Source organism: Bradyrhizobium sp. R2.2-H (assembly GCF_004346455.1).
Classification (GTDB): domain Bacteria; phylum Pseudomonadota; class Alphaproteobacteria; order Rhizobiales; family Xanthobacteraceae; genus Bradyrhizobium; species Bradyrhizobium diversitatis.
The window spans coordinates 115958-132778 of record NZ_SMBR01000009.1 but is presented as its reverse complement, the minus strand read 5'-3'; the positions used below and the strand labels follow the sequence as shown (position 1 = coordinate 132778).

Genomic DNA, 16821 nt, shown 5'->3' with positions numbered 1-16821 from the left:
CTGGTCAGTCATAGTCAAGTCCGTCGAGCAATTGCCCTTTTGAGATCGGATTAGTATTGACTAATGCATTAGCGAATGCTAATCGATTGGCATGACCGAAGCCGCCCCAAACCCCGTCACCACCGTGATGCGCGCCCTCGCCGACCCGACACGGCGCGCCGTGTTCGAGCGCCTGTTCGAGAGCACGGAGATCAGCGTCGCCGAGCTGACGCGCGGCAGCGGCGTCACTCAGGGCGCGATCTCGCAACACCTGAAGTCCCTCAAGCAGGCCGGTCTCGTCGCCGAGCGCGCAGAGGGCCGCAACGTCTATTACCGCGCCGCACCGCAAGGTCTCGAACCCCTGGTGACCTGGATGGATCATTACGGCGTCTTCTGGCGCGAGCGTTTCCAGAACCTGCGTGACCTCTTGAAGGAGATCGATCCGTGAGTGCTGCCGCGTTGAAAGCCGAAACGAGGGACATCGTCATCGACGAGGTCTTCCCTCACACGCCCGAGACGATCTGGAAGGCACTGACCAGCGCGCAGTTGATCGCGCGCTGGTTGATGCAGCCGACCGGCTTCGAGGCCGTCGAAGGCAACAGCTTCACGTTCCAGACCACGCCGGGCGGCAACTGGGACGGCGTGATCCATTGCCGGGTCCTGGAGGTCGTACCAAACCGCCGCCTCGTCTACGCCTGGAAGGGCGGCGATGAGCGCAACACCGGCTATGGCGCACCGCTCGACACCATCGTGACGTGGTCCCTCACGCCGGTCGAAGCCGGCACGCGGATCCGCCTTCTCCATGCGGGCTTCGTCCTGCCGAGGAACGAGTCGGCCTACACGGTCATGAGCGGCGGCTGGAAGAAGGTTGTGCGCAAGCTCGACGAGATCAGCGGCGAAGAGTGAATGGGAGATATCGCGATGGACAAGCCCTATACCGGCGGCTGCGCCTGCGGCGCGATCCGCTATTCGATTTCCGGCGAGCCGCTGTTCAGCAATCACTGCCAGTGCCGGGACTGCCAGCGGGAGAGCGGCAGCGGCCACGGCTCGTACGCGACATTCGCGCGCGCCGGCGTCACGCTGACCGGCGAAGCGAAGCATTGGGACATGGTCGCCGACAGCGGCAAGGTGAAGACCCGCGGCTTCTGCACGCAATGCGGCGTGCCTGTCTACATGACGTTCGCAGCACAGCCCGAAATCTTCACGATCCGGGCGGCAAGCCTCGACGAGCCCGCCCGCTACAGGCCGCAGGCAGTCACTTTCGCTGCGCGCGGTCACGGCTGGGATCGTCTTGATCCCGACCTGGCGAAATTTGCAGGCATGCCGCCGGCGTAAGCCACGGCGCGCTGGGGGTGGTCGGCCGCTCAGATGCATGGCCGGATGTAAGGTCGGTTGATCTCCCACAATTCCTCGAGCAGGCCGCGCGCGGCCTGCTCGGAATGGATGACGGGGTCGAGCAGCAGCGCTTGCAGCGCCATTTCCTTCGAGGCATGCATCGCCGCCTCCACCGCCATCTGCTGAACCTGAACCTGGGTCGTCATCAGCTTGGCCACGCCGTCGGGCAGCGGCCCGAGCGAGACAGGATGGATGCCCACGGCATCTGCCACCACCGGCACCTCGACCGCGGCATCGGCCGGCAGGTTCGGGATCACCTGTCGATTGTGGACGACGGCAGATTCGACGAGTTGCTTCCGGTTATGAACGATGGCGGCGATGATGCTGATCGCGCGCTCCCCCGACGGCGCCGACCACCAGTCCGGCACATCGGCACGACCGGCGAGCACGTCATCGATCAGCCGCGTCAGTTTCGCGCGTTCGCTCTCGTCCCAGTCGTAATTGTAGCCACCCTCGCCGGCCTCCCAGCCGAACGAGAGATACTCGCCAACGTGACCGTCGCCGCAGCCGAGCCAGTAGCCGAAGGCCTGCAACAGCTTCCGCGTCAGGGGTGAGAAGGTGGGATCGAAATCCCGCTCCTTCTCGCGCAACAGCGGATAGAGGTCCTCGCCCGTCTCGCGATCCCGAATTTCGGTCAGGCATTGGAAGTGATTGAGGCCTGCACCCCACACATCCACCCGGCTTTCCGGCATTCCCAGGATTCGGGCAACATCGCCGCGGGCAAGGAATATTCCGTGGCAGAGGCCGACGCTGCGAATCCTGCTGTACCGCCCGAGCGCCAGGATGATGCGGCTTTCCGGATTGGAGAAGTTGATGAAGGTCGCACGCGGGCAGCGGACCTCCATCTCGCGCACGAAGTCGAAGACCACCGGCAGGGTGCGCAGCGTGAAGAACAAACCGCCGGGCCCACCGTTCTCGCCCAGCGTATGACGGACGCCAAATTTGCGCGGAATCTCGAAATCGAGCCGCCACAGCCGATTGCGATCGATCGCGGTGGAATGCACGACGAACTCCGCCCCGTCGAACGCCGCGCGCCAATCCGTCGTGGCCTCGATGGCATAACCGGCGCCGGATCTCTCGTTGAGCAGTTTCGCGAGCCGCGTCGACCGGCCGAGCCGGTCGACGTTTCGTCCGACCAGGACCAGTGTTGAACCGGCCAGATCGCGGGTCGAGAACAGGTCCCGGAACATGCTCATGCCAAAGGACGCGCTGCTGGCGCCGAGGAAGACGATCTTCGTTGTCCGGGTCATGCCCTGCTCCCGGCAGAGATTAGGCGAAGTCGAGCACCATGCGGCCCTCGATCTTGCCGGCCTTCATCCGATCGAAGACGTCATTGATCTCCGCGAGCGGCACCTTGGCCACCTCGGCCTTCACCTTGCCGTCGGCGGCAAACGCGATGGCTTCGTCGAGGTCGCGCCTCGTACCGACGATGGAGCCGCGCACCGTGATGCGCTTGAGCACGACGTCGAAGATCGGCGTCGGGAATTCACCCGGCGGCAGGCCGACGAGGCTGACGGTGCCCTTGCGGCGCACCATCTTGAGCGCTTGCGCAAATGCGGCCGTCGAGACGGCCGTCACCAGCACGCCGTGGGCTCCGCCCCCGGTCGCGGCCAGCACCTTGTCAACAGCGCCGGCTGCGAGCGCGTCGACCGCGAGATCGGCGCCGGCCTCGCGTGCAAGCGCGAGCTTGTCCTCGGCAATGTCGACCGCGGCGACCTTGAGCCCCATCGCCTTGGCGTACTGGATCGCGACATGGCCGAGCCCGCCGACGCCCGAGATCACCACCCACTCGCCGGGCTTGGCCTCGGTCTCCTTCAATCCCTTGTAGGTGGTGACGCCGGCGCACAGGATCGGCGCGATGGCAGCAAAGTCCACCGTCGCCGGCAGCTTCGCGGCGAAGGCGGCCGAGGCGATGACATATTCGGCGAAGCCGCCGTTCACGCTGTAGCCGGTGTTGTGCTGGTGCTCGCACAATGTTTCCCAGCCGGTCTCGCAATATTCGCAAGCCATGCACGCATCATGCAGCCAGGCGACGCCGACGGCGTCGCCGACCTTGAGGTTCTTCACGCCGGGCCCGAGCGCGGCGACGATGCCGGCGGCCTCATGGCCGGGGATGAAGGGCGGCACCGGCTTGACCGGCCAGTCGCCGGAGGCGGCGTGCAGATCGGTATGACAGACGCCGCAGGCCTTGACCTTGACCAGGACCTCGCCGGGACCTGGCTGCGGCACCGGCACGTCCTCGATCACCAATGGCTTGCCGAATTGCTTGACGATTGCAGCTTTCATGGTCGGCATATCTCTGCTCCTTCGCATTGCGAATGGCAGAGTAACGGCCGCGCGCGGCCGGCACTTGATCCGGGTCAAACCGCCCAATCGTTGCGCAGCGCGCTGCCGTCATGACAGCGCGGTGACAGGACTTCCGCAGCTGGATATCAGCTATGGAACTTCAGGCCGTCGACGATCTTGTCGATCACCTTGCGCTCGGCGCGCATGGCTATGCCGACGAGATTGAGCTCGGTGCGCGCGACCGCCCTCACCGCCTCGCGGTTGGCGGCATCGTGCGTGGTTTTGAACATGTCCTCGGTATAGACCGCCGGCGTGACGTTCCGAGTGAGGGCGCGGTCCAGCGCGCGCGACAACGCCGGACCGTCGGCGCCATAGATCAGGATCGGCTGGCCGATCAGAGCGTGATATTTCGTGCCTGAAGCGTCTTCATAGGCTTCGCCGATACAGTCCGGAAATGCCGCAGCGATGCCGCTGGTGAGAAAGGACGCGACGTTGAGCTTCTGCCAGGTCTGAAGATCGGTGCGGATCACGACTGCAATCTTGGTGTCGAACTGCATGGGGTTCCTCAGTGTCATTCCGGGGCGCGCCAGTTTGGCGCGAGCTACGGTGCGCAATTGCGCACCTCAGAATCCATCGCGCTACCGAGCAAATGGACGAATGGATTCCGGGTTCGATGCTACGCATCGCCCCGGAATGACAGCAAGAGAGATGGATGGAATCAACCCTTGGCGTCGCAGGCCCAGGCGCGGATCACGCATTCCTTGCCGCCGTACTTGTAGCATTCGCGCGTGGCGGCATTGAGCGAGGCCGAGATCTTCGGCTTGACGGCATAGCCATAGGCGCCGCAGGGATTTGTCATATCGACCGACATCGCGGCACAGGCGCGCTTCATCGTCACGGTGGTGCAATCGCCCTTGCACTGCTTCTGCGCCGCGGCGCGGGCCTCGTGCTCGTGGCCATAGTCATAGGCCTGGCCATAAGCGCCGCATTTGCCGACTGCAAAGGCGCCGGCGGCATGGGCTTCGGTGATGTAGCGGGCACCCGTGATGGCTACTGACAAGACAAAGCAGAACATCGCGCAACGGCGCGCGACGACGTTCGAAACCATGGAAAATCCCCTCCCCCCAAGGCAGGTGCGGCTGACTCTAAGCCGCGGTCGTTTCCAGATGGTGAACGGGTGGTGGAATTCGCCAAGCTTGGAGGATGCCGTAGTCCCATAGGGCGGATTCGCGAAGCGCAATCCGCCTCTTTTGTTTCCGCGGAGAAACACAGCGGCGGATTACGCTTCGCTAATCAGCCCTACGCACCTTCATCCCCGCCTTGCCGCCTCCAGCGCCTGCGGGGTGTCGATGTCGAGGAAGGCGCTCTCGCCGTCGACGGGCACTTCGGCGACCGCCTCAGTGTGCTTGGCAATCAGATGCCGCGCGCCGACGTCGCCGTCGAGCGTCATCAGCTCCTTGAAGAAGCGGCGCGACCACAGCACGGGATTGCCGCGGCGGCCTTCGCTGACGGGAACGACGATGAGATTGCCGCGGTCGGGGGCAAAGCCGTCGATGAGGCGGTCGATCAGGCCGGCATCGATCAGCGGCATGTCGCCGAGGCACACCACGGCGCCGCTGCAGGTCTCCGGCACGGCCGCGATGCCCGCCTTGACCGAGCCGGCGATGCCGCCGGCGAAATCCGGATTGCGGACGAATTTCACGTTCAGGCCTTGCAGGGCCTGCTCGACCAGCTCGGCCTGATGCCCCGTGACGACGATCACCTCCGATGCCTTCGAGGCCAGCGCCTGCTCGGTCGCAAGGCGCACCAGCTTCTTGCCGTCGAGCTCGGCGAGCAGCTTGTTCGGGCCGCCCATGCGGGTCGAACGGCCCGCCGCGAGCACGATGGCCGCGACCTGGCTATTGCCCTCCGTCTCCGGCTGTGTGCGCGGCTGCGGCCGCGTCACGATCTCCATCAGGAGGCCGCCGACGCCCATGCCCATCAGCTCGGACCGCGTCACCTTGATGCCGGCGAGGAGCCGCATCAAGACCCAGTCGAAACCGTTCTCGACCGGCGAGCGCGCACAACCCGGCGCGCCCAGCACCGGGACGCCGCCGGCGCGGGCGATCAGCAACAGATTGCCGGGATCGACCGGCATGCCGAAATGCTCGATCTCGCCGCCGATGCCAGTAACCGCCGCGGGGATCACGTCGCGGCGATCAGCGATCGCAGAGGCGCCGAACACGATGACGAGTTCGGCACCGAGGCCCAGCACTTCCTTGATCGCGGCCGACAGCGCCTGCTCCTCATGCGGGACACGCCGCTCGGCGATGATGCCGGCGCCGGCCGGCGCGAGCCGCTCGGCGGTGACGCGCAGCGTTTTTTCGATCACCTTGGAGGACAGGCCCGGCAGCAGCGTCGAGACGACGCCGACGCGCTTGATCAAGTAAGGCGCGACCTTCAGCACGTCCTTGCCGGCCGCCTTCACCGCCGCATCGCGCAACGCGCCCTCGACGCCGAACGGGATGATCTTGACGGTACCGACCATCTCGCCCTCGACCACCGGCTTGTAGGCGGTGAGCGTCGCGAAGGTGATGGCCTCGTCGACATTGTTGATGCGGTCGACCGCAGCGCGGTCGATCACCAGCACGCCCGGGCGCGCGGCAAACAGATTGGCGCGCCCGGTGAAGGCGCGTTCGACATGAATGCCCTCGCCGCCGACGGCGAGCGCGATGCTGGCAGCTGCGACGTCCTCGGAGACGTCGCCCGCCTCCATCCGCACCACGACGATGTCCTTGATGCCGGCACGCTCCAGCGCCTCGACCTCGGCGGCGCCGATCGTCGTGCCTTTCTTCAGCACCAGCGGCCCCTGGCGCAGGGTGTGGACGGTCACCCCGCCAATCGCATCCCTCGGGCTCGCCGGTCCGAATTTCATGCCGCTTCTTCTTTTTCCTTCGGAGGCAGCCGAAGCGCGGCCGTAATCTCGGCCATGATCGCCACCGCGATCTCGGATGGAGAGACCGCGCCGATCGGAAGGCCAATGGGCGCGTGGATGCGCGCGATGTCGCTCTCCTTCGCGCCCTGCGCCCGCAAGCGGTCGCCGCGCTTGGCATGCGTCTTCCGCGAGCCGAGCGCGCCGATGTAGAAGCAGTTGCGCTCGAAGGCGTGCAGCAGCGCGGGATCGTCGATCTTCGGATCGTGCGTCACCGCGACGAACGCGGTGTAGGCATCGACATTGAGCGGCGGCAACGCGGTGTCGGGCCATTCGGCGACCAGCGGAATGTCCGGGAAGCGCTCCGGGCTTGCAAAGGCCGTGCGAGGATCGACCACGGTCACGTCGTAGCCGAGCGAGCGCGCCAGCGGCGCCAGCGCCTGGCTGATATGGACTGCGCCGACGATGACGAGCTTTGCCGTCGGCGCGTAGACGTTGAGGAACAGCTTCCTGCCGCCGGCCTCGACACTGGCGCTCTTGCCCATGCGAAGCTGCTTTTCCAGCTCGGCGCGCAGCGGATCCCTGGCAAAATCCTTCGCCTTCACCAGCCGCTGCTCGCCGCTCTCGGTGTCGGTCACCAGGATCACCGGCCGGCGCGCGGCGCGCTCGGCATTGAGTTCGTGCAGGATCTCGAGCTTCACGATTAACCGACCTTCTCGACGAAGACGCGGATGGTGCCGCCGCAGGACAGGCCGACATTCCAGGCGGTCTCGTCGGCCACGCCGAACTCCAGCATTCTCGGTTTGCCGCTCTGGATCACGTCCATGGCCTCGGTCACCACGGCGCCCTCGACGCAGCCGCCGGAGACCGAGCCGAGGAAGGTGCCTTCGTCGTTGATGACGAGGCTCGAGCCCGCCGGACGCGGGGCCGAGCCCCAGGTCTCGACAACGGTGGCGAGCGCGACGCCACGACCGGCCTTCTGCCAGTCCTCCGCCGCCTTCAGGATATCCTCGTCGCGATCGAGCATGGGTGCCTCTCAAGCTGCGGAGCGGATCAGGCTGCGGTGATGCGGCGGCAGCGGCTGGGAGAGCGTCGCGATCAGCTCCTGGATCGAACTCAAATTATGTACCGGGCGGAATTCGTCAACGTGGGGAAGCATCATTTTGATGCCCTGCGCCTTGGCCTCGAAACCGCCGAACCGCAACAGCGGGTTGAGCCAGATCAGCCGCCGGCAGGACCGGTGCAGCCGGTCCATCTCGAAAGCCAGCTTGGAATCGGCCTCCCGTTCCAGCCCGTCGGAGATCAGCAGCACGATGGCGCCCTGGCTCAGCACGCGCCGCGCCCACAATTTGTTGAAGTTGTGCAGCGAGGCCGAGATCCGGGTGCCGCCGGCCCAGTCCTCGACCGAGGCCGAGCAGCTCGCCAGCGCCTCGTCGGGGTCGCGCTGGCGCAGCGCGCGGCTGACGTTGGTCAGACGGGTACCGAACAGGAATACCGAGACGCGCTTGCGCGCGTCGGTGATGGCGTGGAGGAAGTGCAGGAACAGGCGGGTATACTCGCTCATCGAGCCCGAGATATCGAGCAGCGCGACGATCGGCGCCGGCTTCTGGATCCGCCCGAGGCGATGGATGTCGATGATGTCGCCGCCGGTGCGGAGCGAGGCGCGGAGCGTGCGGCGCAGGTCGAGCCGCAGGCCCCGGGGGTCGGGCTGGCGCCGGCGCGTCAGAAGCTCGGCCTGCGGCAGGTGCATCCGCTCGATGGCGCGGAGCGCCTCGGTGATCTCGGCCGCGCTCATCTGCGCGAAATCCTTCTTCTGAAGGATCTCCTTGTCGGAGACGGACAAGCGCAGATCCTGCTCCTGGTGCTGCGGCGTCTCGGTCATCCGCGGCTGCGACATCGCCTCCTGCACGCGGCGCGCGCCCGCCTGCGGCTTCTTCTTGGCCTGCTCCGGCAGCGGCACCGAATCCAGCATGTGCTTCCATTCTTCCGAGGCGCGGAAGAACAGGTTGAAGGCCTGCCTGAAGATCAGCGCATGCTCGTGACGCTTGACGAAGATCGCCTCCAGCGTCGTGAAGACGTCGGCGCGGTTGCCGATGTCAATCACCTCCAGCGCATTCAGGGCATCGATCACCGCACCCGGCCCGACGGGAATGCCGGCGGCACGCAGCGCGCGGGCAAAGCCAACGATGTTGTCGGCGAACTGCTCGGTTTGCTCCGGGGCAAGGTGGTTGATGGCCATGGGTCCACACTCTCGGTCGTCATTCCGGGGCGCGCTTCTTGGCGCGAGCTACGGTGCGCAATTGCGCACCTGAGAATCCATACTCCCGATCGTGGTTATGGATTCCGGGCTCGCGCTGACGCGCGCCCCGGAATGACGAGTTAGTTATGACGCACGCGCGTCAATTCTCGCTCGTCGCTTCCTTCAGCACCTTCTGCAAGGCATCGCCCTGCATCCGGGTGATGTCGTCCTGATATTTGAGCAGCGCACCCAGCGTGTCGCCGACCACTTGCGGGGTCAGCGACCGGGCATCGAGCTCGGACAGGGCGGTGGCCCAGTCGATCGTCTCGGCGACACCCGGCGACTTGTAGAAATCCTGGTTGCGCAGCGCCTGCACGAAGCGCACCACCTGCTGCGACAGCTTGGCGGAGATGCCGGGCACGCGCGTCTTGACGATCGCAAGCTCACGCTCGGCGGCAGGATAATCCACCCAGTGATAGAGGCAGCGCCGCTTCAGGGCGTCATGGATCTCACGGGTGCGGTTGGACGTGATGATGACGATCGGCGGATGCGGCGCCTTCACGGTGCCGAATTCGGGGATGGTCACCTGGAAGTCGCTGAGGATCTCGAGCAGGTAGGCCTCGAACGCCTCGTCGGCGCGGTCGAGCTCGTCGATCAGCAGCACCGGCGGACCGGCGACGTCGGGCTCCAGCGCCTGAAGCAGCGGCCGCTTGATCATGTAGCGGTCGGCGAAGATATCGCTCGAGAGCTGGTCGCGATCGGTGTCGCCGGCGGCTTCCGCCATCCGGATCGCGATCATCTGCGCGGCGCTGTTCCACTCGTAGACCGCGGAGGAAACGTCGAGGCCTTCATAGCATTGGAGGCGGATCAGCTTCCGCCCCAGCGCCGCGGAGAGCACCTTGGCGATCTCGGTCTTGCCGACGCCGGCCTCGCCCTCCAGGAACAGCGGCCGGCCCATGCGCAGGGAGAGGTAGGTCACCGTCGCAAGCGACCGCTCGGCGAGGTAGCCCCGCGACGTCAGAAGTTCGAGCATCGCATCGACCGATGCCGGCAAAGCACCGGACGAATTGGGCGTTGAAGTCATGAGAAAGCCAGTCTTACTACGCCCTCATCGGGACATGTTCGGGGCCGAGGCGTGAGGTCACCTCACGCCTTGGCGTTGGCGGCATCGACGGCACGCCGCGTCAGCACCCCGATGAGGTGCGCGCGGTATTCGGCGCTGCCGTGGATATCGCTGTTGAGACCTTCCGCCGGCACCGCGATGCCTTCCAGCGCCTTCGAGGCGAAGCGCTTCTTCAGGGCCTCCTCGAATGCGGTGACGCGGAACACGCCTTCGGAGCCGGCGCCGGTGACGGCAACGCGCACGTCCGAAGGACGCCGCGCCACGAACACGCCGACCAGCGCATAACGAGAGGCCTGGTTGCGGAACTTGATGTAGGCCGCCTTTTTCGGCAGCGGAAACATCACCTTGGTGATGATCTCATCGGCTTCGAGCGCCGTGGTGAACAGGCCCTGGAAGAACTCTTCGGCCTTCAGGCGGCGCTTGTTGGTGACGATGGTGGCGCCCAGCGCCAGCACCGCGGCCGGATAGTCGGCGGTCGGATCGTTGTTGGCGAGCGAGCCGCCGATCGTGCCCTTGTGACGCACGGCCGGATCGCCGATTCCGCTGGCGAGATCCGCCAGCGCCGGGATCGCCTCACCGACGATCGCGGAGGTGGCGACCTCGGCGTGCCTGGCGGTGGCGCCGATCACAAGCGCGCGGCCCTTCATCTCGATCGCGTTGAGCCCCTCGATATGGGAGAGATCGACCAGATGCGGAGGGCTTGCGAGGCGCTGCTTCATGACGGGAATCAGCGTGTGGCCGCCGGCGATCACCTTGGCGTCTTCGTTCTTCACCAGGAGGTTGGCCGCCTGGCGAACCGTCCCAGGGCGATGATATTTGAATTCGTACATCTGGATGTCCTGATCGCGGGATGCGCGTTACGCGAGGTCGGATTTCGCCATCGCCTTCGCGCCGGCGGAGATCGAAGCGACGATGTTCTGATAGCCCGTGCAGCGGCAGAGATTGCCTTCGAGCTCCTCGCGAATCGTGTGGTCGTCGAGTTCGTGGCCCTTGCGATGCACGATGTCGATCGCGGTCATGATCATGCCGGGCGTGCAGAAGCCGCACTGCAGGCCATGGTGTTCGCGGAAGGCCTCCTGCATCGGATGCAGCGGCGCGCCGTCGGCGGCCAGCCCCTCGATCGTCTTGACCTCGTGGCCATCGGCCATCACCGCAAGCGTGGTGCAGGACTTCACGGCCTTGCCGTCGAGATGCACGACGCAGGCGCCGCACTGCGAGGTGTCGCAGCCGACATGGGTGCCCGTCAGCTTCAGATTCTCGCGCAGAAACTGCACCAGAAGCGTGCGGGGATCGACATTGGCCGTGACAGGATTGCCGTTCACGATGAGGGAGATTTTTGCCATAAGCACTCTCTATCAGCGCCCCGACGGGTCCCGTCGAAGCGGTTCTTATAATTATTCCAACCCATCATATGGGCCAATATGCCCGGGGGCAACATCGCCCGGAACGCAAGGCGCCATGCCGAAAGCGATAGGTGTCAGCCTTGTACCGCTAGCCCTGTACAGCTTTGGCGAAGTTCGCGAAAAATTCGTCGGCCAGTTTCTTGGCGGCGCCGTTGATGAGGCGCTGGCCGAGCTGCGCCAACTTGCCGCCGATCTGCGCCTCGACGTCGTACGACAGCAGCGTGCCGCCGTCCTTCTCCGCGAGCTTGACCACCGCACCGCCCTTCGCGAATCCGGCCACCCCGCCCTCGCCCTCACCTGAGATCTTGTAGCCATTCGGCGGGTCGAGATCGGACAGCGTGACCTTGCCCTTGAAGCGCGCCGACACCGGGCCGACCTTCATTTTAGCCGTTGCGCGGAAGCCGCCATCGTCGGTCTTCTCCAGCTCCTCGCAGCCGGGGATGCAGGCCTTCAGCACCTCGGGGTCGTTGAGCTTGGCCCACACGGCCTCGCGCGGCGCCGCAAGCTCGACTTCGCCGTTCATCGTCATGGCCATGAGGTGCCTCCCGGATCGGACAACTATAGTGCTGATCAAGTAACGCAGCGGCGCGGCAAAGGAAAGGGCGGGGCCGGGTCACGTGCAATGCATATTCGCAACTGCAAAAAGACGTGTGTGGGCGGTTGGGGATTGGCACAGCCGGGCCGTGATGATTAGGTCGCGCGCAAGATGAGCACATCCCTCTCCCCCCTGCTCGCGCCGATGCTGTCGAGCCCAGCCATGCGCGCGGTCTGCGACGACCGGTCCACCCTGCAGAACATGCTCGATTTCGAGGCAGCCCTGGCGCGCGCCGAGGCCGCCACGGACGTGATTCCGGCGTCCGCGGTGGGGCCGATCGAGGCCGCGTGCAAGGCCGATTCCTTCGACATGGCCGCACTGGCCGAGGCCGCGACGCGATCGGGCAATCTCGCAATTCCCCTGGTCAAGATGCTGACCGCCCATGTCGGCAAGTCCGACACGGAGGCCGCGCGCTACGTGCATTGGGGCGCGACCAGCCAGGACGTCATCGACACCGCGACGATGCTGACGCTTCGTGCCGGCATCGATGCATTGGATGTCGACCTCAGCCGCGCCATCAAGGGCTTTGCCGCACTGGCGCGCAGCCATCGCAACACCGCGATGGTGGCGCGGACCTGGCTGCAGCATGCGCTGCCGATGCCGTTCGGGCTGAAGGCGGCCGAATATGCCGCAAGCCTTGCCCGCGCCCGCTGCCGCCTGCGGCGACTCCGCCGCGAGGGCCTGGCGCTGCAATTCGGCGGTGCCGCCGGCACGCTCGCCGCGCTCGGCGACAAGGGGATCGCGGTGGCCGAACGGCTGGCGCAGGAGCTCGGTCTGCCGCTGCCGGAGGCGCCCTGGCACACCCATCGCGACCGCATCGCCGAGGCTGCATCCTGCCTCGCAATTCTCGCCGGCAGCTGCGGCAAGATCGCGCGCGACGTCTCGCTGCTGATGCAGACCGACGTCGCCGAAGCGTTCGAGCCCGCCGGCGAAGGCCGCGGCGGCTCCTCGACCATGCCGCACAAACGCAACCCGGTCGCCGCGGCGAGCGCGCTGGGCGCCGCCACCATGGCCCCGCAGCTCGCCGCCACGATCTTGGCCGCGCAGGTGCAGGACCACGAGCGCAGCGCCGGTCCCTGGCACGCGGAGTGGCCGACGCTGCCGCAACTGATGCTGGTCACATCAGGCGCGCTTGCGGCCATCGTCGACATCGCCGAGGGACTCGAGGTCGATGCGGTGCGCATGCGCAGCAATCTCGATGCGACGCAGGGGCTGATCATGGCCGAAGCGGTCACCTTCGCGCTGGCCGAAAAGATCGGCAAGGGCGATGCGCGTCATCTGATCGAGGCGGCCAGCAAGCGCGCGGTCGCGGAGAGGAAGCATCTGCGCGAGGTGCTGTCGGCCGATTCGCAGGTCAACACGCACCTTTCTCCGGAAAAAATTGCGGCATTGTTCGAGCCGATGGCCTATCAAGGAGCCTCCCAAGCCCTGATCGACCGGCTGCTCGACAGCCTCGACCGCGAATAAGAACCGCAAATACGACGGAGACGCCGCATGCCCATGATCGATGCCGACGGTTGCCTGCTCAACGTCTCCGTCGAGGGCCGCGACGGCGGGCCCACCCTGATGCTCTCCAACTCGCTGGGCTGCACGCTCCAGATGTGGGAGCCGCAGATGAAGGCGCTGACGCAGGTGTTCCGCGTCATCCGCTACGACCGCCGCGGCCACGGCAAGTCCAACGTTCCCCCGGGTCCTTACTCGATGGAGCGTTTCGGCCGCGACGTACTGGCGATCCTCGACGATCTCAACATCGAGAAGGTGCATTGGTGCGGCCTGTCGATGGGCGGCATGGTCGGGCAATGGCTGGGCGCCAACGCGCCGGAGCGCATGGGCAAGCTCATCCTCGCCAACACCTCCTGCTACTATCCCGATCCAACGAACTGGCACAACCGCATCAAGGCGGTGAAGGAGGGCGGCATCGCGGCGGTTGCCGACGCCGTGATCGCGGGCTGGCTGACGCAAGATTTCCGCGAGCGCGAGCCTGAGATCACGGCGAAGATGAAGTCGATGCTGCTCGCCTCCCCTGTCGAGGGCTATCTCGCCTGCTGCGAGGCGCTGTCGACACTCGACCAACGCGCGCTGCTGCCCAGGATCAAGAGCCCGACGCTGGTGATCGCCGGCCGCCACGACATGGCGACGCCGATCTCGGCGGCCGAGTTGATCCGCTCCAACATTCCGGGCGCGAGCATGACCATCATCGACGCCGCCCACATTTCCAACGTCGAGCAGCCGCACGCATTCACCGATGCGGTGGTGGGATTTTTGATGCAGCGCTAGTTGTTATCACCGTCATTCCGGGGCGCCTCGAAGAGGCGAACCCGGAATCTCGAGATTCCGGGTTCGATGCTTCGCATCGCCCCGGAATGACTGATCCGGAGAGACACCATGGACGACCAGAAGCGCCGCGATGCCGGCATGAACGTGCGCCGGAAAGTGCTCGGCAATGCCTGGGTCGACAAGTCGATCGCGAACCGCAACGCCTTCAACACCGACTTCCAGGACATGATCACGCGCTATGCCTGGGGCGAGATCTGGACGCGGCCGCATTTCGACGAGCGCACGCGTCGCGTGCTGGTGATCGGCACCATGGTGGCGCTCGGGCAATGGGACGAGTTTCGCCTGCACGTGCGTGCCGCGCTCGCCGAGGGTGGCTTCACGCCTGACGACATCAAGGAAATCCTGCTGCAACAGGCGATCTATTGCGGCGTGCCGGCGGTGAACCACGCCGTCAAGGAAGCCTCAGCGATTGTGCAGGAGCTCGGCCTGCTCAAGGCCTAGCGGCTCAAGGCTTGGCGGCTTAAGGCTTGGCGGCGCGGCGATCTCCGACGTCTTCGGCGCTGGCGCCGGCTTCTCGATCACCACCACGATCGCGGCGCCGAGCAAGAGCAGGAGCTCGGTGGCATGCAGCCGGAGCGCAGCCATCTCGCCGACCTTCGAGGCCATCACCATGCTGGCAAACGAGATCAGGCTGCCGATCGCCAGCGCGATGCCGAGCGCCTCGTCGCTGCCGCCGTTCTTGCGGATTCGGGGAATGCACAGCAGCACGAGGAAGAACGCAAAGAACGCCACGGCCGTCAGGCGGCCCAGCGCAAGCAGCCAGGCGGCGCGCACCGTGTCCATCCCCGCCATCTGGAGATGGTCGCTCAGGAACAGCGCGACCGCAACGCTCGGGCGCTCGTAGAGGCCGTGCACCGGGGCGACAATGATGTTGAAGGCAACCATCGCCCAGGCCGGAATGAAATAGGCCGCCAGCAGCGCGCCGTTGACCGAACCGATCCGCCAATTCCCGAACATGCCGCTTCCCGCCTGTTTGCCGGCCTTCGTCGAAAAAGGCCGCGGCTTCGCCGAGGTAACTCGCCTCAGACCGTGGCGGCAATTTAAACTCTTTGTTTACCTTAACTGCCCTGGGGACGGGGAACTGTCCCAGGGACCGGGCGCCAAAAGGAAAGCCCCGCCTCTCGGCGGGGCCTCCTCACTCCTGGGCTCCCAAACTCGCTATTCCTGACCGCGCTGGCCGCCCTGTTGCTGGCCTGGACGCTCGCCCTGGCGCATCGGGTCGTTCTGCTGCTGCTGTCCGGGTTTCTGGCCGCCGCCCTGCTGCTGCCCGGGCTGTTGACTGGGGCGCTGCTGGCCGGGGTTTTGACTCTGCTGGCCCGGATTCTGGTTCTGCTGCTTCGTCATTTCGGGAAACTCCCTTGTTGGACGTCAGAGCTGAGACAACGACGGGCATCCGCTTTGGTTGCCTGAGGGAACCCGGTTCCTCGCAGCAGCGGAACCGGAAAAGACGACAGTCGTAACGAAATGACCATTGTACAAGCCCGTCTGCCGCGGCTTCGCTAGTTGCAGCCGCCAGTTCCCTCCTGTTACAAAACCTGAAGAAGGCTCAAGGGCTGCCGGGGCCCGAGAAGAAACTCAAGACTCTCTCTCGAATAGCTCCCTTTGAGCGGCGTCAGGTTTGGTAAACGGCAGCCCATGGATTATTTCGCCCAGCAGCTCATCAACGGTCTCGTCCTGGGCTCGATCTACGGCCTGATCGCGATCGGTTACACGATGGTCTACGGCATCGTCGGCATGATCAACTTCGCCCATGGCGACGTCTTCATGATCGGCGGCTTCATCGCGCTCATCACCTTCGTGATCCTGATCTCGCTCGGGCTGACCGCCATCCCCGTGATCCTGCTCGTCGTGCTGCTGGTCTCGATGGCGATCACCGCGCTCTATGGCTGGACCATCGAGCGCATCGCCTACCGGCCGCTGCGCCATTCCTTCCGTCTCGCCCCGATGCTGTCGGCGATCGGCATGTCCTTCGTGCTCACCAACTATTCGCAGGTGGCGCAAGGCGCGCGCGTCAAGCCGATCCCACCCTTCATCACCGGCGGCTACACGCTGCACGAGAGCGCGGACGGTTTCGTGATCCAGCTCTCCAACATCCAGATCATGGTGGTCGTCACGACCATCGTGCTGCTGGCGATCTTCACCTGGCTGGTGTCGAGCACCCGCCTCGGCCGCGACATGCGCGCCTGCGAGCAGGACCAGACCATGGCGGCGCTGCTCGGCGTCAATGTCGACCGCACCATCTCCATGACCTTCGTGATCGGCGCCGCGCTCGCCGCGGTCGCGGGCCTGATGTACCTGCTCTATTACGGCCTCGTCGACTTCTTCATGGGCTTCGTCGCCGGCATCAAGGCGTTCACCGCTGCCGTGCTCGGCGGCATCGGCTCATTGCCCGGCGCCATGCTCGGAGGGCTTGCGATCGGCCTGATCGAGACGTTCTGGTCGGCCTATTTCTCGGTCGAGTACAAGGACGTCGCGGCGTTCTCGATCCTGATCGTCGTGCTGATCTTCATGCCGACCGGCCTGCTCGGTCGTCCCGAAGTCGAAAAAGTCTGA

Annotated in this window: 21 protein-coding genes; 7 read left to right on the top strand and 14 right to left on the bottom strand. The window is 65.5% G+C overall.

Going from position 1 to position 16821, the window contains the following annotated elements:
• The first annotated feature begins 91 nt into the window (after positions 1-91).
• Genes EDE08_RS23420 through EDE08_RS23410 form a run of 3 tightly spaced genes read left to right on the top strand, consistent with a single transcriptional unit; the run spans position 92 to position 1314 of the window.
• A complete protein-coding gene (locus tag EDE08_RS23420; protein ID WP_131871249.1) occupies positions 92-427 on the top strand; it encodes an ArsR/SmtB family transcription factor in 336 nt (111 codons plus the stop codon).
• On the top strand, positions 424-885 hold the full coding sequence (locus EDE08_RS23415) for an SRPBCC family protein (RefSeq protein ID WP_131871250.1): 462 nt from the start codon (positions 424-426) through the stop codon (positions 883-885). Before EDE08_RS23420 ends, EDE08_RS23415 begins: the two co-directional genes overlap by 4 nt.
• Positions 886-900: 15 nt before the next feature.
• Complete coding sequence (locus tag EDE08_RS23410) at positions 901-1314, top strand: GFA family protein (protein ID WP_131871251.1); 414 nt, start codon at positions 901-903, stop codon at positions 1312-1314.
• Positions 1315-1343: 29 nt separating this feature from the next.
• On the opposite strand, the gene EDE08_RS23405 is transcribed toward EDE08_RS23410, so the two are convergent.
• From EDE08_RS23405 to EDE08_RS23350, 12 genes are all read right to left on the bottom strand, one after another.
• Complete coding sequence (locus EDE08_RS23405; protein ID WP_131871252.1) at positions 1344-2624, bottom strand: family 4 glycosyl hydrolase; 1281 nt, start codon at positions 2622-2624, stop codon at positions 1344-1346.
• Positions 2625-2643: 19 nt separating this feature from the next.
• Positions 2644-3669: an alcohol dehydrogenase AdhP gene (gene adhP / locus EDE08_RS23400; protein WP_131871253.1), complete on the bottom strand. Its 1026-nt coding sequence runs from the start codon at positions 3667-3669 to the stop codon at positions 2644-2646.
• A gap of 137 nt (positions 3670-3806) precedes the next feature.
• Positions 3807-4217: a DUF2000 family protein gene (locus EDE08_RS23395; protein WP_028179262.1), complete on the bottom strand. Its 411-nt coding sequence runs from the start codon at positions 4215-4217 to the stop codon at positions 3807-3809.
• 161 nt (positions 4218-4378) lie between these two features.
• Positions 4379-4768, bottom strand: a complete 390-nt coding sequence (locus tag EDE08_RS23390) for a DUF4189 domain-containing protein (RefSeq protein ID WP_061882910.1) — start codon at positions 4766-4768, stop codon at positions 4379-4381.
• Positions 4769-4969: 201 nt separating this feature from the next.
• Positions 4970-6574 (bottom strand): NTP transferase domain-containing protein, encoded by a 1605-nt coding sequence (locus EDE08_RS23385; RefSeq protein ID WP_131871254.1) that lies wholly within the window; start codon positions 6572-6574, stop codon positions 4970-4972.
• The gene (locus EDE08_RS23380; RefSeq protein ID WP_131871255.1) at positions 6571-7272 is read right to left on the bottom strand and encodes an XdhC family protein; all 702 of its coding nucleotides are present in this window, start codon (positions 7270-7272) and stop codon (positions 6571-6573) included. The genes EDE08_RS23385 and EDE08_RS23380 overlap by 4 nt, the downstream gene beginning before the upstream one ends.
• A gap of 2 nt (positions 7273-7274) precedes the next feature.
• The gene (locus EDE08_RS23375) at positions 7275-7598 is read right to left on the bottom strand and encodes an XdhC family protein (protein WP_007602422.1); all 324 of its coding nucleotides are present in this window, start codon (positions 7596-7598) and stop codon (positions 7275-7277) included.
• Positions 7599-7607: 9 nt separating this feature from the next.
• On the bottom strand, positions 7608-8810 hold the full coding sequence (locus EDE08_RS23370) for a vWA domain-containing protein (protein ID WP_131871256.1): 1203 nt from the start codon (positions 8808-8810) through the stop codon (positions 7608-7610).
• 160 nt (positions 8811-8970) lie between these two features.
• Positions 8971-9894, bottom strand: coding sequence for an AAA family ATPase (locus EDE08_RS23365; protein ID WP_061882914.1), 924 nt, complete (start codon positions 9892-9894; stop codon positions 8971-8973).
• 62 nt (positions 9895-9956) lie between these two features.
• Positions 9957-10763, bottom strand: coding sequence for an FAD binding domain-containing protein (locus EDE08_RS23360; RefSeq protein WP_131871257.1), 807 nt, complete (start codon positions 10761-10763; stop codon positions 9957-9959).
• 27 nt (positions 10764-10790) lie between these two features.
• Complete coding sequence (locus tag EDE08_RS23355; RefSeq protein ID WP_028137319.1) at positions 10791-11276, bottom strand: (2Fe-2S)-binding protein; 486 nt, start codon at positions 11274-11276, stop codon at positions 10791-10793.
• A gap of 148 nt (positions 11277-11424) precedes the next feature.
• The gene (locus EDE08_RS23350) at positions 11425-11871 is read right to left on the bottom strand and encodes an SRPBCC family protein (RefSeq protein ID WP_131871258.1); all 447 of its coding nucleotides are present in this window, start codon (positions 11869-11871) and stop codon (positions 11425-11427) included.
• Positions 11872-12042: 171 nt separating this feature from the next.
• On the opposite strand from EDE08_RS23350, the gene EDE08_RS23345 reads away from it, so the two are divergent.
• From EDE08_RS23345 to EDE08_RS23335, 3 genes are all read left to right on the top strand, one after another.
• Positions 12043-13398 carry a 3-carboxy-cis,cis-muconate cycloisomerase gene (locus tag EDE08_RS23345; RefSeq protein WP_131871259.1) on the top strand — a complete coding sequence of 452 codons (1356 nt, stop codon included), beginning with the start codon at positions 12043-12045 and terminating at the stop codon, positions 13396-13398.
• A gap of 27 nt (positions 13399-13425) precedes the next feature.
• Positions 13426-14208, top strand: a complete 783-nt coding sequence (gene pcaD, locus EDE08_RS23340; protein ID WP_131871260.1) for a 3-oxoadipate enol-lactonase — start codon at positions 13426-13428, stop codon at positions 14206-14208.
• Positions 14209-14316: 108 nt separating this feature from the next.
• A complete protein-coding gene (locus EDE08_RS23335; RefSeq protein ID WP_028179272.1) occupies positions 14317-14709 on the top strand; it encodes a carboxymuconolactone decarboxylase family protein in 393 nt (130 codons plus the stop codon).
• Here the strand turns inward: EDE08_RS23335 and EDE08_RS23330 are convergent.
• Positions 14671-15225 carry a hypothetical protein gene (locus tag EDE08_RS23330; RefSeq protein WP_131871261.1) on the bottom strand — a complete coding sequence of 185 codons (555 nt, stop codon included), beginning with the start codon at positions 15223-15225 and terminating at the stop codon, positions 14671-14673. The genes EDE08_RS23335 and EDE08_RS23330 overlap by 39 nt on opposite strands.
• 201 nt (positions 15226-15426) lie before the next feature.
• Entirely contained in the window at positions 15427-15612 is a 186-nt protein-coding gene (locus tag EDE08_RS38555) for a hypothetical protein (protein ID WP_165936129.1), read from the bottom strand.
• A 291-nt stretch (positions 15613-15903) separates the two neighbouring features.
• Here EDE08_RS38555 and EDE08_RS23320 point away from each other — a divergent pair, with 291 nt between their 5' ends.
• Positions 15904-16821 carry an ABC transporter permease subunit gene (locus tag EDE08_RS23320; protein WP_131871262.1) on the top strand — a complete coding sequence of 306 codons (918 nt, stop codon included), beginning with the start codon at positions 15904-15906 and terminating at the stop codon, positions 16819-16821.

What these genes read in the sequence shown, in the direction of transcription:
- EDE08_RS23420 (WP_131871249.1), top strand. Translation starts at nt 92, where the DNA reads ATGACCGAAGCCGCCCCAAACCCCGTCACCACCGTGATGCGCGCCCTC.
- EDE08_RS23410 (WP_131871251.1), top strand. Translation starts at nt 901, where the DNA reads ATGGACAAGCCCTATACCGGCGGCTGCGCCTGCGGCGCGATCCGCTAT.
- EDE08_RS23405 (WP_131871252.1), bottom strand. Translation starts at nt 2,624, where the DNA reads ATGACCCGGACAACGAAGATCGTCTTCCTCGGCGCCAGCAGCGCGTCC.
- adhP (WP_131871253.1), bottom strand. Translation starts at nt 3,669, where the DNA reads ATGCCGACCATGAAAGCTGCAATCGTCAAGCAATTCGGCAAGCCATTG.
- EDE08_RS23395 (WP_028179262.1), bottom strand. Translation starts at nt 4,217, where the DNA reads ATGCAGTTCGACACCAAGATTGCAGTCGTGATCCGCACCGATCTTCAG.
- EDE08_RS23390 (WP_061882910.1), bottom strand. Translation starts at nt 4,768, where the DNA reads ATGGTTTCGAACGTCGTCGCGCGCCGTTGCGCGATGTTCTGCTTTGTC.
- EDE08_RS23385 (WP_131871254.1), bottom strand. Translation starts at nt 6,574, where the DNA reads ATGAAATTCGGACCGGCGAGCCCGAGGGATGCGATTGGCGGGGTGACC.
- EDE08_RS23375 (WP_007602422.1), bottom strand. Translation starts at nt 7,598, where the DNA reads ATGCTCGATCGCGACGAGGATATCCTGAAGGCGGCGGAGGACTGGCAG.
- EDE08_RS23370 (WP_131871256.1), bottom strand. Translation starts at nt 8,810, where the DNA reads ATGGCCATCAACCACCTTGCCCCGGAGCAAACCGAGCAGTTCGCCGAC.
- EDE08_RS23365 (WP_061882914.1), bottom strand. Translation starts at nt 9,894, where the DNA reads ATGACTTCAACGCCCAATTCGTCCGGTGCTTTGCCGGCATCGGTCGAT.
- EDE08_RS23360 (WP_131871257.1), bottom strand. Translation starts at nt 10,763, where the DNA reads ATGTACGAATTCAAATATCATCGCCCTGGGACGGTTCGCCAGGCGGCC.
- EDE08_RS23355 (WP_028137319.1), bottom strand. Translation starts at nt 11,276, where the DNA reads ATGGCAAAAATCTCCCTCATCGTGAACGGCAATCCTGTCACGGCCAAT.
- EDE08_RS23350 (WP_131871258.1), bottom strand. Translation starts at nt 11,871, where the DNA reads ATGGCCATGACGATGAACGGCGAAGTCGAGCTTGCGGCGCCGCGCGAG.
- EDE08_RS23345 (WP_131871259.1), top strand. Translation starts at nt 12,043, where the DNA reads ATGAGCACATCCCTCTCCCCCCTGCTCGCGCCGATGCTGTCGAGCCCA.
- pcaD (WP_131871260.1), top strand. Translation starts at nt 13,426, where the DNA reads ATGCCCATGATCGATGCCGACGGTTGCCTGCTCAACGTCTCCGTCGAG.
- EDE08_RS23335 (WP_028179272.1), top strand. Translation starts at nt 14,317, where the DNA reads ATGGACGACCAGAAGCGCCGCGATGCCGGCATGAACGTGCGCCGGAAA.
- EDE08_RS23330 (WP_131871261.1), bottom strand. Translation starts at nt 15,225, where the DNA reads ATGTTCGGGAATTGGCGGATCGGTTCGGTCAACGGCGCGCTGCTGGCG.
- EDE08_RS38555 (WP_165936129.1), bottom strand. Translation starts at nt 15,612, where the DNA reads ATGACGAAGCAGCAGAACCAGAATCCGGGCCAGCAGAGTCAAAACCCC.
- EDE08_RS23320 (WP_131871262.1), top strand. Translation starts at nt 15,904, where the DNA reads ATGGATTATTTCGCCCAGCAGCTCATCAACGGTCTCGTCCTGGGCTCG.